General features: G+C 44.3%; 11 protein-coding genes, 1 pseudogene and 1 riboswitch. Of the genes and pseudogenes, 8 read left to right on the top strand and 4 right to left on the bottom strand.

The genetic code is table 11. The features are described 5' to 3' along the window. Positions 1-63 precede the first annotated feature (63 nt). On the top strand, positions 64-915 hold the full coding sequence (locus L4D12_RS13130) for a GNAT family N-acetyltransferase (RefSeq protein WP_428448299.1): 852 nt from the start codon (positions 64-66) through the stop codon (positions 913-915). Positions 916-1,011: 96 nt separating this feature from the next. On the opposite strand, the gene L4D12_RS13125 is transcribed toward L4D12_RS13130, so the two are convergent. Further along, entirely contained in the window at positions 1,012-2,016 is a 1,005-nt protein-coding gene (locus L4D12_RS13125) for a GGGtGRT protein (RefSeq protein ID WP_428448298.1), read from the bottom strand. 88 nt (positions 2,017-2,104) lie between these two features. After that, on the bottom strand, positions 2,105-2,797 hold the full coding sequence (locus L4D12_RS13120; RefSeq protein ID WP_428448297.1) for an iron-sulfur cluster assembly scaffold protein: 693 nt from the start codon (positions 2,795-2,797) through the stop codon (positions 2,105-2,107). 117 nt (positions 2,798-2,914) lie between these two features. Beyond that, positions 2,915-3,010: riboswitch (Fluoride riboswitch) on the bottom strand. A 290-nt stretch (positions 3,011-3,300) separates the two neighbouring features. Between L4D12_RS13120 and L4D12_RS13115 the strand changes: the two genes are divergently transcribed. The 7 genes and pseudogenes from L4D12_RS13115 to L4D12_RS13085 all read left to right on the top strand — a co-directional run bounded on the left by L4D12_RS13115 (position 3,301) and on the right by L4D12_RS13085 (position 12,902). Continuing rightward, complete coding sequence (locus L4D12_RS13115) at positions 3,301-3,669, top strand: hypothetical protein (RefSeq protein WP_428448296.1); 369 nt, start codon at positions 3,301-3,303, stop codon at positions 3,667-3,669. Positions 3,670-3,841: 172 nt separating this feature from the next. Beyond that, positions 3,842-6,214, top strand: coding sequence for a Lon protease family protein (locus L4D12_RS13110; RefSeq protein WP_428448295.1), 2,373 nt, complete (start codon positions 3,842-3,844; stop codon positions 6,212-6,214). Positions 6,215-6,289: 75 nt separating this feature from the next. Further along, positions 6,290-7,198 carry an aldo/keto reductase gene (locus tag L4D12_RS13105; RefSeq protein WP_428448294.1) on the top strand — a complete coding sequence of 303 codons (909 nt, stop codon included), beginning with the start codon at positions 6,290-6,292 and terminating at the stop codon, positions 7,196-7,198. Between the two features lie 135 nt (positions 7,199-7,333). Further along, the gene (locus tag L4D12_RS13100) at positions 7,334-8,116 is read left to right on the top strand and encodes a TetR/AcrR family transcriptional regulator (protein WP_428448293.1); all 783 of its coding nucleotides are present in this window, start codon (positions 7,334-7,336) and stop codon (positions 8,114-8,116) included. A 360-nt stretch (positions 8,117-8,476) separates the two neighbouring features. Then, positions 8,477-10,809: pseudogene (locus L4D12_RS13095) on the top strand (efflux RND transporter permease subunit). Between the two features lie 71 nt (positions 10,810-10,880). Beyond that, complete coding sequence (locus L4D12_RS13090) at positions 10,881-11,675, top strand: outer membrane lipoprotein-sorting protein (RefSeq protein WP_428448292.1); 795 nt, start codon at positions 10,881-10,883, stop codon at positions 11,673-11,675. A 9-nt stretch (positions 11,676-11,684) separates the two neighbouring features. After that, positions 11,685-12,902: a hypothetical protein gene (locus tag L4D12_RS13085; protein WP_428448291.1), complete on the top strand. Its 1,218-nt coding sequence runs from the start codon at positions 11,685-11,687 to the stop codon at positions 12,900-12,902. Between the two features lie 111 nt (positions 12,903-13,013). On the opposite strand, the gene L4D12_RS13080 is transcribed toward L4D12_RS13085, so the two are convergent. Beyond that, on the bottom strand, positions 13,014-13,454 hold the full coding sequence (locus L4D12_RS13080; protein ID WP_428448290.1) for a VOC family protein: 441 nt from the start codon (positions 13,452-13,454) through the stop codon (positions 13,014-13,016). An 88-nt stretch (positions 13,455-13,542) separates the two neighbouring features. Continuing rightward, entirely contained in the window at positions 13,543-14,223 is a 681-nt protein-coding gene (locus L4D12_RS13075) for a type 1 glutamine amidotransferase domain-containing protein (RefSeq protein ID WP_428448289.1), read from the bottom strand. Between the last annotated feature and the right edge of the window lies 1 nt (position 14,224).

The raw sequence follows: 14,224 nt of genomic DNA, 5'->3' as shown, positions 1-14,224 counted from the left end.
AAAAATAAGGCTCTTCGGAGTGCGGTTTGGGTCTTGAGATAGTTTTGGCAAAAAGGAGGCAGTATGGTTACATCGCATTATCACATAAAAGGAATGTCCCGGGATGATTTACAGGTTGCCATTGATTGGGCTGCACAGGAGGGATGGAACCCTGGGTTGTATGATCTTGAGTCGTTTTATGCAGCGGATCCGACTGGTTTTTTAATGGGGTATTTGGGCGATGAGCCGATCGCCTCGATTTCCGTCGTGAAATACGATAGCAGCTATGGGTTTCTTGGTTTTTATATCGTGAAACCCGATTATCGAGGTAAAGGATATGGCTTGGCCTTGTGGAAAGCCGGGCTTGAATACTTGAAGGGATGTAATATTGGCCTTGATGGGGTGGTAGAACAACAGGAAAATTATAAGCAGTCTGGGTTCAAGCTTGCCTATGGCAATATACGCTTTGAAGGTTTTGGCGGCGGTCGTGCGCCAGTGGCTGCAGGGGTGACTGATCTTGCACTGGTACTATTTGATGATATTGAGCGTTATGATCAAGCATTTTTTCCTGCTACCCGAGGTCCATTTCTCGAACACTGGTTATCGCAGACGGGTTCCGTCGGGCTTGGGATCAAGCAGCAGGAGCAATTGATGGGATACGGGGTGATACGCCCTTGTCGTAATGGTTTCAAGATAGGCCCGCTGTTTGCCGATAATTGCGTGTTGGCAGAGGTGCTGTTTCTTGCGCTAAAGGCGACCGTACCAGCGACTCAGAATGTTTATCTGGATGTGCCGGAAGTGAATGTTCTGGGAGTTGAGATTGCCCGGAAATATAATATGCAGCCGATCTTTACCACTGCGCGAATGTATACTGGAGCTATGCCTGCCATTTCAGTGGATCGTACGTTTGGAGTGACGACATTCGAATTGGGATGATGGAAGTAGCGAGCACCGCCGATAATAACCAAAGTAACTCATGCTTAATCATATCTTGAGGTAACTTGGACATAGACGGTGCAACACTGTGTAATATTATGCTTTCATGGCCTGTTCAATCGCCACCGCGACGGCGACTGTTGCGCCAACCATCGGGTTGTTGCCCATACCAATCAGTCCCATCATTTCAACGTGCGCAGGCACAGAAGATGAACCAGCAAATTGCGCATCAGAGTGCATTCGGCCCATGGTATCTGTCATACCGTAAGATGCAGGGCCTGCGGCGACATTATCAGGGTGAAGTGTGCGGCCTGTACCGCCACCTGATGCCACAGAAAAATAAGCATTTCCTTGCTCTAATCGCTCTTTTTTGTACGTTCCGGCAACCGGGTGCTGGAATCGGGTTGGGTTGGTTGAATTACCAGTAATGGAAATATCGACATTTTCACGATGCATAATGGCTACGCCTTCACTGACATCATCAGCCCCGTAGCAGTTTATATCACCACGAGGACCTTGAGAGAAACGGCGCTCTTGCACGACATCTAACTCGCCTGTTTCGTAGTTGTATTGGGTCTGAACGTAGTTAAAGCCGTTGATTCGCGAGATAAGGTAGGCGGCATCTTTGCCAAGACCATTTAAAATTACGCGTAATGGGTGCTGACGTACCTTGTTGGCATTGAGTGCAATTTTGATGGCACCTTCAGCGGCGGCGTAAGACTCATGACCAGCAAGGAAGCAAAAGCACTGGGTTTCATCACTCAGCAGTCGAGCACCTAAACGACCGTGACCTAAACCCACTTGACGTTGATTGGCGACAGAGCCGGGGATGCAAAATGTCTGAAGGCCTTGACCCAGATACTCTGCGGCTTCTGCGGCAGTACGGGCATTTTCTTTTAATGCGATGGCAGCACCTAATACATAGGCCCATCCAGCGTTTTCGAATGCAATGGGTTGGGTTTCTTTAACGATCTGATAGGGATTGACGTTGTTGTCTGTGCAAAATACTAACGCTTCTTCTAGAGAAGAGAATCCATATTGTTCAAGTACAGGGGTAATTTGGTCGATACGGCGATCATAACTTTCAAATAGTGCAGCCATGATGGTGTCCTCAATAAAATGGTGAAATCTGCTATGGTACTAATGTGACGTTGTCACCTTACCTTTTTGCTTACGGCTTTTTTGTTCGTTATTCGTGACGAGGGTCGATAGTACGAACCGCTTCATCGAAACGACCATACTGACCAGTGGCTTCTGTCATTGCTTGTTCAGGAGCAACGCCTTTACCAATAGACTCCATCATTTTTCCGATATTAACGAAGCGGTAGCCGATGATTTCATCATTGTCATCAAGTGCGAGTTGAGTGATATAGCCTTCTGCCATTTCCATGTAACGGGCGCCCTTAGATCGGGTACCATAATGAGTGCCGATTTGACTGCGCAGTCCTTTACCGAGATCTTCAAGCCCAGCCCCAATAGGCAGACCATCGAGTGAAAAGGCAGTTTGAGTTCGACCGTAGACATACTGTAAGAAGATTTCACGCATTGCCACGTTAATGGCATCGCAAACTAAATCTGTATTCAGTGCTTCCAGAATGGTTTTGCCGGTGATGATTTCTGATGCCATCGCCGCAGAGTGGGTCATACCTGAGCAACCAATAGTTTCAATCAGGGCTTCTTCAATAATACCGTTTTTGACATTTAGTGTGAGTTTTGCTGCGCCTTGTTGTGGTGCGCAGGTCCCGACGCCGTGGCTGACACCGGATATGGCAATAACATCTTTGGGTTGTACCCAACGCCCTTCAACCGGGATCGGGGCTGATGGATGTTGTGGGCCACGTTGAAGTGTGCACATGTTTTGAACTTCAGCTGAGTATTGCATCGCTCATTCTCTCTGTTTACTTGAACTGAAAGTGAGCAAAGAATGGAGGGAGATAGCTCGCTAACAACATCCCTATGTCTATATTAGACACAGAGTCTCTCCGGCCATTCAATGCCGTTGTTGTTAGACGTCATCATCCCTGATGCAAATGCCGTTAATGCAGGCGAAAATGCGAAGGGCGGTTAAAGGAGGATCATCATCTCCCGTCAATCATGAATATAGATCATCGACTGACTATGACAGGACGTTTATCCTGTCGATGAAAAGACTATACGCTTTTCTTTTGGGAAATAACCTTATAAATAGTAGAACCTTGTTTTCACTATTGGACAAAGTAGAAATATTGTAACAAATTGTTTTGTGGTGAAACGCCAGCTCAATGGCTTAGGCTATTCATAATGACAGGTGAACTGACAGTTTCCTTGACGAAATTTGACATGAATCGAACATGATCTCTTGATAGGGGCATTAATCTACCGCCATATAATGAGTGGAGAAAACCCATGAGATACGTATTAACAACAGGATCAAGTCAGTCAGTTAATTTATCCCTTTCACAGGGAATGGTATGGAAGAATCGGTGCCTATCTGGTGTGATGGCCGTTTGTATCGCGTTATTTGGTATGGTTACGCCAAGTATGGCTGAAGCGAAAGGTCACCATCATCATAATAAAAAGCATCATAGGCATAAGCACTGTCACCATGTTGTGATTGTGAAAGAAAAACCACGCCATCGCCATTATCATCGTAGCCGTTTACCAGAGATAGCGACTTTTGCCGTTATTGCTGGTGCAACGTATGCGATTATTAATAACACTTATTATAAACAGCGTGGTGATAACTACGAATATGTGGAAAAACCACGACGTTAATTGTGATGTGATCACATCACGATGAGATATTTAGTGACTGTTTTTGATTAAAAAATTCAGCAATTAAATTGTTGTCACGGTATTTTACAGTAGTAAACCTCGGTTAAGTCACTAAAACATCATACTTAACTGTCTACACTGAGTGTAACTGATTGATTATGGAGGGAGCCATATGACTATGAATTCGCTCAGTAGTGACAAGTTGTACCGAGCCGCTGAACTGCATGGCTTACCTGACGATTGTAAGTCGACGAAGAATTTAACGCCGCTTAATGAAATTGTTGGCCAGGAAAGGGCGCAGCAAGCCGTAGAGTTTGCAATGTCGATCAAGGAAAAAGGCTATAACATTTATGCCATTGGTCGAAATGGTTTGGGTAAGCGCACTATGGTATTGCGCTATCTCAATCGGCATGATCCTAATGGGAATGGCAATACCTTGTATGATTGGTGCTATGTCGCTAATTTTGATCAGCCCCGCAGTCCTAAAATCCTCAAATTACCCGCTGGTTGTGGTAATGCATTCCGTAAAGACATTGAAAAATTAATGACCCGGCTAGTAAAGGCTCTGCCACTAGCCTTTGATAATGAAATGTACTATAGCCGCTCTGAAAAGTTGAAAAATCAACTTACTCAGAAGCAAGAGAGTGCGTTAGTAACATTGACGAATGAAGCACTAGAACACAGTGTCAGTCTCTCGGTCACCACAACGGGTGAATATCAGTTGGTGGCGTTAAATGGCGAGGAGGCTCATACGGAAGAGACGTTTGCACAATTATCAGAACGGGAACAGAAAAAATTTGAAGATACAATCAATGATCTTGAACGGCGATTGCGCGGTATTGTTCGCCAGCTGACAGAGCTGGAAGAAGAATTTTCCGATAAAATCCAGAAGTTAAACGAAGAAGTGGCAATGGACGTTGTCGCGCACTTTATTAAAGCACTGCTGGTGGAATATAAAGATCTCTCTGAAGTTAAAGCTTATCTTAAAGCGATGCAGGCAGATATTCTCGATAATCTTGATATTTTCCTCGAAGAGAGTGAAGAGCAGGTTGCGCTTGCCTATGCGGCACTGGATAAGAAGATGCCACGCCGTTATCAAATTAACGTCCTGGTTAATCAGCCAGAGCATAAATTTCCGATAGTGGTGGAAGAAAGTCCGAATTATCACTCAATTTTTGGCTATGTTGAGAATGCCACTTTTAAAGGAACGGTATTTACAGATTTTTCGCTGATCCGGCCAGGAAGCTTACATCGTGCCAATGGTGGTGTACTGCTGATGGATGCTGTAAAGGTACTTGAGCGCCCTTATGTATGGGATGCCCTTAAGCGGGCATTGCGCTCGAGAAAGCTTAGTGTAAGTTCGCTGGAAAAAGAAGTCACTCTGTCTGGGACTATCTCGTTAGATCCAGAGCCCATTCCACTGAATGTGAAACTGATATTATTTGGCGATTATCAAACCTATCAGCTACTACAGCATTATGATCCGGAGTTCAGTGAGCTATTTCGTGTAACCGCTGATTTTGAAGATGAAATGGTCAGAACTGATGAGTCAGAAGCGCAGTATGCCCAGTTTATTTCAAGTATCGTGAACGATAATGGCATGCTGCATTGTGATCGAAAGGCAATTGGACGCATTATTGAATACAGTTCGCGTCAGGCAGATGATCAAAATAAGCTGTCATTACATTCGGCAGATATCGCTAATTTATTGCGTGAAACCAATTATATGGCGAAGTCATCTAATGCCACTATGATCCGAGCCAACCATGTTGAACAAGCATTGCAGAGCCAGGAGAAACGGGTTAGTCGACTGAAAGACCATGTTATGCAAACGTTCACTAATGGTACGACGTTAATCGACACAGAGGGTGAAGCTGTCGGACAAATTAACGGGTTGTCGGTAATCTCAACGTCTGATTATCAGTTTGGATCACCGAATCGTATTACTGCAACGACTGCTTATGGCGAAGGCGAAGTCTTTGATATCGAGCGCAGTGTTGATCTCGGAGGCCGTATTCACTCTAAGGGAGTGATGATCTTATCGGCATACCTAGCCTCAATGTTTGGAAAGAGTAGCCGAATCCCTCTCACTACACACTTAACGTTTGAACAATCATATGGCGGGGTCGACGGTGACAGTGCCTCAATGGCCGAGTTATGCGCCATTGTGTCAGCATTTTCTCACGTACCATTGCGACAGTATGTTGCGATTACTGGTTCAATGAATCAATTTGGTGAAGCGCAGCCAATTGGTGGGGTGAATGAAAAAATTGAAGGCTTCTTTGATGTTTGTGCCATTAAAGGGCGCTCGGCGCAGCAAGGGGTGATCATTCCTCAATCCAATGTGCACAATTTGATGCTTCGTAAAGATATTGTAGAAGCCGTTGAAAAAGGTGAATTCCATATCTGGGCGATTAGGCATGTTACGGAAGCGATCGAAATTCTGACCGGTAAACCTGCAGGCCTATTGACTGCTGAAGGGGTCTACCCAACAGCGTCGGTATTGGGGCAAGCTCAGCTGAAATTAAATGCGCTGCGACGGTAGTATTGCGTGCTGGAAAAAACACGCATAGGATAGTGGAAGATTGTTTAGCACTTATCGAGATGGAGTTTGACCAAGATGGTGGCAAAAGTAGGGTTAACCCCTCAAGGTCCACAGTTCTCTGAACTGGTCCAAGGCTATTGGCGTTTAGGCGAGTGGCAAATGAGCCCTCAACAACGCCTCGCTTTTCTTAAACAGCACATTGAACTCGGGATCACTACCGTAGACCATGCAGATATCTACGGTGGTTACAGTTGTGAGCGCTTATTTGGTGAAGCTTTGGCGCTTGATCCAACGCTTCGCGACAGTATTCAAATTGTCACTAAATGCGATATAAAGTTACGTAGTGATTTGGATTCTGAACAAAAAATTAATTATTACGATACCAGCAAAAAGCACATCATTGAGTCAGTGAATAACTCATTATCACGCTTGCAGGTAGAAAATATTGATGTGCTATTGATCCACCGTCCGGATGTTTTGATGGACGCTGATGAAGTGGCTGGTGCGTTTGCAGAGCTAAAACAGCAAGGTAAAGTGAGTCACTTTGGTGTCTCTAATTTCTTACCCGCCCAGTTTGATTTATTGCAGTCACGGCTTGATGATACGTTAGTGACAAATCAAGTGGAAATTAATCCGCTTAATTTCGATGTCGCGCATGATGGCACGTTAGATCAACTGCAAATGAAGCGCATTAAGCCTATGGCATGGTCATGCCTAGCGGGTGGGGGTATATTCACCGGGCAAACCGAACAGCAAGTTCGCGTACGTAATGAACTTGAAGCGATTTGTGAAGAAATAGGTGCAAAAAGTATCGATCAAGTCGTTTATGCTTGGGTTCGAGCCTTGCCGTCACAGCCTTTACCTATCGTGGGTTCTGGTAACATTGATCGTGTAAAAGCGGCGGTTGATGCCCTACAAGTTACACTGACTCGTGAGCAATGGTACCGAGTATGGGTTGCATCTAAAGGATATGGAGTGCCTTAATCGTGACGATCATTATGTACGTGATTTAATGCAAAAAAGGGGCTGATATAGCCCCTTTTTTGCGTTTGTTATCTTATGTTTTTAATAGGAATTTCATGCTATAACCTGTAAATGGTTCATTGAGAGGTAGCAGAAATGGCAGTTCAAGAAAGCAAACGTAGTAGTACGATTGCAAGCTTAGATGTATGCAGTGGATTAAGTAAAAAACAGCAGGCTATTGTTGAACGTGAGCTGGAATTGCTTGATATTGCCAAACAAATTGTCATCAATGAAGGGTTTGCTCACCTGACAATGGATAAAGTCGCTGCCGCAAGTGCGTATTCAAAAGGGACGATTTACAATCACTTTATTAGTAAAGAAGATCTCATTACGGCATTGGGCGCACAGGCTTTTCGAAAAGAGATACAATTTTTTCGTCGTGCATTAGCGTTTGCAGGTAACAGCCGGGAGAAGCTGGTGGCCATGCATGTCGGCTATTCGTTATTTACTCGTTTAGAGCCTGTACTTTCTCTGTGTGTCCTAACCTGTAGAACGCCTTTTGTGATCGAGAAAAGTTCGAAAGAGCGCTTAGATTATTTTATTCAACTCGAAGAAGAATTAGTGACGATCAGTGATAGTTTTCTGTCCTATGGTATAGAGTCTGGTGCGTTGGTGTTACCTGACAGCCTCTGCCGTGAAGGGGTCGTTTTTGCTAACTGGTCGATGGCATTTGGATCCAATGCATTAATGAATAACGCGAGCCAAAGTTGCTGTGTATCACGGTTGGCTCTGAATCATTCTGTATTGCAAAATGCCAATTTATTACTTGATGGGCTAGGGTGGTTGCCATTATCGTCTGATTTTGATTATCAACAATCTTGGTTACGTATTGAGAAAGAAGTATTTGCAGAAGAGGTACGTCAGCTGGCTTCTTTCTAATGGATGATGTTGTTATGTAAGGGCTAATGAGTCGCTGCGTAGACCCCTGTAGCCCCAAGAAAATAAGTTTTATTGTTAAATTTATTAGCGAAAAACGCTTGATGTGTAAATATTATTCATTATTATGACGGTTAGTCATTTTTTGACGATTCGTCATAATCGGTAATTTATGCTGTTTTATCAGATTTGAACACCTTCTCTTTGCCCCTAGGATTGGGCATTTATTTACAAGGATGTTGACGAAACGTCAAAAATCAGCGTTTTTTGACAGCCCTTGCTCGGGCTATCGATGCTTTGCATAGGAATATAAACCAGCCATCCGCTGGTTTAAAAAGCAAAGTTTTTGACGAAACGTCACAAATGGAGAAGGTGATGAAGTTAAAAATACCAGTGTTACCCGTCATATACCCCAAAACGATTTTACTGCTGTCATTATTAGTGGTTTTTTTTTCCACGTTTGGTATGAAAAATCTGTATTTTCGTGGTGACTACCAAATCTTTTTTGATGCAGATAACCCACAGTTACAGGCTTTCCAAGAAATAGAAGCCACCTTTAATAAAACGGATTCTATTTCTATTGTGTTGGCGCCCAATTCGGGAACCCTTTTCACGCCGGCTTACCTTACAATGATCCGTGATTTAACCGAAGCGGCTTGGCAAACACCGTACTCTAGCCGGGTCGATTCAATGGCGAATTTTCAGCACACGTCGTCAGTCGGTGATGACATGCTGGTGGAAGATTTACTCTTAGCCGATCATCCATTAACTGAGCAGAGAATTTCTTTTGTTGAGGAGGTTGCTACCAGCGAACCCAGATTGAAGAACTTACTCGTATCTGAAGATGGAAAAGTTGCGGTAATCAACATTACCTTGCAACTACCAGCAGGAGATCAAACGCTATTGGTCGCTGAAATAAAGCAGTTTGTTTCTTCGCTTACTGACCGCTATCAAGTGACTCACCCAGAAGTACAGTTTCATCTTGGTGGGATCATTGCAATGAACTCTGCATTTGCTGAAGCCGCTATGGCTGATGGTAGTACCCTCATCCCACTGATGTTTTTGGTTATTCTTGTCTTTTTGGGGGGCATGTTACGTTCAGTTAATGGTGTTGTCGCTACCTTGGTGATCATTATAACCACCGTTGCCGCAACGATGGGCTTACTGGGTTGGGCGGGTAAGTTTGTTAATAACGGTACAGTGAATGTCCCCACTTTGATTATGACGCTTGCTGTGGCGGATTGTGTACACGTGATCACCTCTGTGCTGCAGTCGATGCGACAAGGGATGAAGAAGCCGGATGCCATTGCACATAGTTTGAAAATAAACATTGTTGCGCTTTTGGTTACCTCGCTAACGACGGCAGTAGGCTTCCTGATGATGAACGCCTCTGATTCACCTGTCTTAAGGGATATGGGTAATCTCTCTGCTGTTGGTGTTATGGTCGCTTTTTTGCTGGCAGTAACATTGTTACCCGCAATGTTGGCATTATTACCCTTGAGGGTGAAGGTACTGCCGCAGCGTCAGGATAATGGTTTCATGAATAGCTTGGCGGATTGGGTAATTGGTTCCCATCGTTCTATTTTAGTTGTGTCTGTCGCGGTGGTAGCAGTGTGTAGTGTGTTACTGACTTACAACAAGGTTAATGATGACACGGTGGCCTATTTTGATAAATCAAATGACTTTAGGCAAGCGGCTGATTTCATGCAAGAAAACATCAGAGGCATGATGAATATCAGCATTGCCATTAAATCGGGTCAGTCGCAAGGTGTGAATGATCCTAAATTTATTCATACTTTGGGTGAATTTACCGCATGGTTACGAGCCCAGCCAGAAACGGATCACGTGACTAGCCTGGCAGATACATATCGTCGTCTGAATATGAATGTGATGATCCTCATTATTACGCGCTGCCTGATGATCGCGAATTGGCTGCGCAATACTTACTGCTTTATGAAATGTCTTTGCCTTATGGTTTAGATCTTAATAATGAAATCAATATTGATAAATCATCGGTCAAGTTACTGCTAACAACTGACAATCTTGGCAGCGTCGATATGGTCGCATTAGAAAAACGCATTTATCAGTGGTTTGCTGATCATGCGCCAGAATATCAAGTGTTGGCATCAAGCCCAAATCTCATGTTTTCCCATATTGGGGAAGTGAATATGACCAGCATGCTACAAACTTTACCGGCGACATTGATCTTTATTTCCCTATTACTTATTGGGGCTCTGCGCTCATGGCACTTAGGTGCAATCAGCTTAATTCCGAACTTGATCCCTGCGGTGATAGGTTTTGGTGTGTGGGCTGTGATTTCCGGTGAAATTAATTTAGGTTTGTCGGTCGTGGTAACGTTAACGCTGGGTATTGTGGTGGATGACTGTGTCCATTTCTTGGCTAAGTACCAATATGCTCGGCGTGAGGGGCGGGATGTCGAGGCGGGTATTCGTTATGCATTTGCCACGGTAGGTAAGGCGTTGTGGGTGACCACGGTTGTATTAACGGCAGGTTTTTCGGTCTTGGCAATATCGAGTTTCAGACTGAATGCGGATCTTGGTTTGCTCAGTGCATTAGTAATCGCTATTGCTTTGATTGTTGATTTTATCTTGCTGCCAGCAGTATTACTGATATGGGACCGTAAATCGTATGAGTCACAGCAGGATGCAGAGCCCCAGTGGGTTAGTCAATCATAAAAAGTATGGTCAGTAACAGGCGCTTTAGCCATAAAGCGCCAATTTGAATCGAGTCAGTGACAAAGGATTGAATGATGAGAAAAGTGAAAGAAGTTATTGCATTAGGAATAGCGGGTTGGTTGTTAGTATCGCCAATTTCCGCTTTTTCAGACGAAGGAAAAGGCTTAGCCATAGCAACAGAGCGCAAAACAAGGGATGCCGGTTGGGGTGATTCAGCAGCCACACTGAGTATGCTGCTTAAAAATGCGCAGGGTGAGACCAGTGAGCGAAAGCTTAGAATAAAAAGCCTGGAAGTAGAGGGCGACGGGGATAAAGGTTTAACCGTATTTGATGAGCCTCGTGATGTAAAAGGGACGGCATTCTTAAATTACTCGCACACGACAACGCCTGATGATCAATGGTTGTTTTTACCGGCATTAAAACGGGTGAAGCGAATCGCATCACGTAATAAGTCTGGACCATTTATGGGCAGTGAATTTGCTTATGAAGATTTGAGTTCTTTTGAACTTGAAAAATTCACCTTCACTTATTTGAAAGATGATGTTGTACAGGGGATGGACAGCTATGTAATAGAGCAGCAGCCGACAGACCAATATTCTGGTTATACACGTCAAGTGGTTTGGTTAGATAAAATTCATTTACGGCCATTACAAATCGAGTTTTATGATCGTCGTAAAGCGTTACTAAAAACTTTGTCTTTTGAACAATATGAAGAGCATCTCGATCGTTATTGGCGAGCTAATTCGATGACGATGGTGAATCATCAGACAGGTAAAAGCACGACATTGACGACACATGAGCTGTTGTTTAAAAGAGGGCTTGATGAAAGTGATTTTAGTAAAAACAGTTTGAAACGAGCGAGGTAAGTCCGAGCAATGAAAGCTGTTAATGTCAGAAGTTTGCTATTCATTGCTCTAGTGGTCAGTCTGTGTTCGCCATTGCAGGCGACGGAATTATTAGCAACGACATTTCCTTCATCGGAGCTCAGGGGCGGCTTTGCCGTAGAATACCGGCAGTACTTCCAGCGTGGAATTATGGGACAAGAGAATGCGCAACCTTCGGTTGTGCTGGAGCCAGAATGGTATTGGGAATGGCATGACGGGCAATCGAGTTTTACTTTTATTCCTTTTGGCCGTTGGGATGGTATGGATGATGAACGAACGCATCTGGATATTCGTGAAGCAATGTATCTGTATTATGAGGGGGATTTTGAATTTCGTCTGGGTATCGGCAAGGTATTCTGGGGAGTCACGGAATCACAGCATTTGGTTGATGTTATAAATCAAACGGATGCAGTGGAGTCAATTGATGGTGAGGAAAAACTGGGGCAGCCAATGGTGCAACTCAGTTATTTTACCGATTACGGGCAGATGGAAGGGTTTGTTTTGCCATATTTTCGTGAGCGAACCTTTACGGGCAGTGATGGGCGATTGAGTGTCCCTGGTGTTGATCCTGGTTATGCTGAGTATGAGTCACGGCGTGAAGAGAAGCATATTGATTATGCGCTTCGCTATACCTATAGCTGGAGTATTTGGGATCTTGGTTTGAGTTACTTTAGCGGAACAAACCGTGATCCCTATTTCGTACTTGGTCATCAGAACCACTTACCATTGGTACAATATTACGCAAAAATGGATCAAATTGGCCTCGATCTACAAGGGCTTTGGGGAGACTGGTTGTGGAAGCTTGAAGTATTGCGTCGCTGGAGTTTTGATGATCATAGTGCGCTAACAGGTGGTTTTGAATACACGGTTATTGGTATTGCAGATACGGTTTGGGATCTGGGATTACTGGGGGAGTATCTGTACGATAGCCGTGGTGATAAAGCGTCAGTGGTTGGACAAAATGATGCCTTTATTGGTGCTCGCTGGGTGCTCAATGACATGGCGGGTACCGAAGTATTAGTCGGCATTAGCCAAGATCTTGATTTTTCACAATCCCGAACGGCAAAGATCGAGGCTTCAAGCCGGATTAATAATACATGGAAATGGAATATTAATGCCTGGTATTTAGAATCGGATGAAAATCTCGATCCAACGTATGTTCTCCGCAAAGACGATTTTATTGAGCTAAGTGTTTCTTATTATTTTTAACAGAGCGTAACTCTCTATGCCCAAGCTACCTTAAGATACAGAATTAGGCTCTTAAGGTAGCAAGGGAGATCGCCAGTCACTGCTGGCGATCGTATTGTGCATATACTCAAGTTACCACTGGCCACTATTTTCCATCGAAAGCCACGGTTCTGTTGGTGGCAGAGGTTCGCCTTTCTGTAGTAGTTCAATAGATATACCATCGGGCGAGCGAACAAAGGCCATATAGCCATCACGTGGTGGGCGGTTAATAGTGACACCGCTTGCTTGTAAGTGTGAGCAGAGGACGTAAATATCATCAACACGAAAAGCCAGATGGCCGAAGTTACGCCCTCCGGTATATTCTTCAGGACCCCAATTGTATGTCAGCTCGATGAGTGGCGCATTGTTTGTTTTAGCGTGGGACTCATCACCGGGAGCCGCAAGAAAAACGAGGGTAAAGCGTCCTTTTTCACTCTCTTTTCGGTGGGTTTCAACCAATCCAAGTTGGTGGCAATAAAAGTGTAGCGAGGCATCAAGGTCGCTCACACGAATCATAGTATGCAAATATTCCATTGTCGTTCCTATTGTATCCAGTTTTGTTGGTTCTCATTTTATACTTCAAGCTAATCTGAATATATATCTGCAATTTAGGTAAACGTGATTATTTTGTAAGGAGCAATGCTGCTACTTTGTTGCCGACATCAGCTGCCGACTGTGGGTTTTGTCCTGTAACGAGTTGTCCGTCTACTACAACATTGTTTGTCCATACGTCCGTTTTGATAAAGATAGCGTTGGCTGCCTTTAGTTTGTCTTCCAGTAAAAAAGGTACGATGTTCGTGAGGCCAATGGCTTCTTCCTCATCGTTAGTAAAGCCAGTGATTCGTTTGTTGGCGATAAGATGATCCCCATTGGGGTGTAGTATGTTGATCAATGCTGCGGGGCCGTGGCAGATGGCAGCTACGATGCCATTCTGTTGGTATATCGCCATAGCAACCCGTTGTACATGTTCGTCATCAGGAAAATCCCACATGGTTCCGTGGCCGCCAGCAAAAATAACGGCATCGTAGTGAGAGGGGATCACGCCATTGATAGAGGCGCTATTTTTGAGCTGTTCGACTAATTCTGGCGTAGCAAGAAAGCGGGCATTGCTTTCATCTTCTTCACTCCAGCTTTTTGGATCAACAGGGGTTTCACCACCAGCGATAGACACCACATCAACCTCTATATGTTGGTCGGCTAGGGCGTAATAAGGGTGGGTCAGTTCCGACAACCAAAATCCAGTTTGCGTGCCAGTCACTCCCATCGAGGCATGGCTGGTTAAGACAATCAGTGCTTTTGTCATT

It is taken from the genome of Photobacterium nomapromontoriensis, assembly GCF_050336815.1.
Lineage (GTDB): Bacteria > Pseudomonadota > Gammaproteobacteria > Enterobacterales > Vibrionaceae > Photobacterium > Photobacterium nomapromontoriensis.
This window is presented reverse-complemented; position numbering and strand designations above follow the sequence as displayed.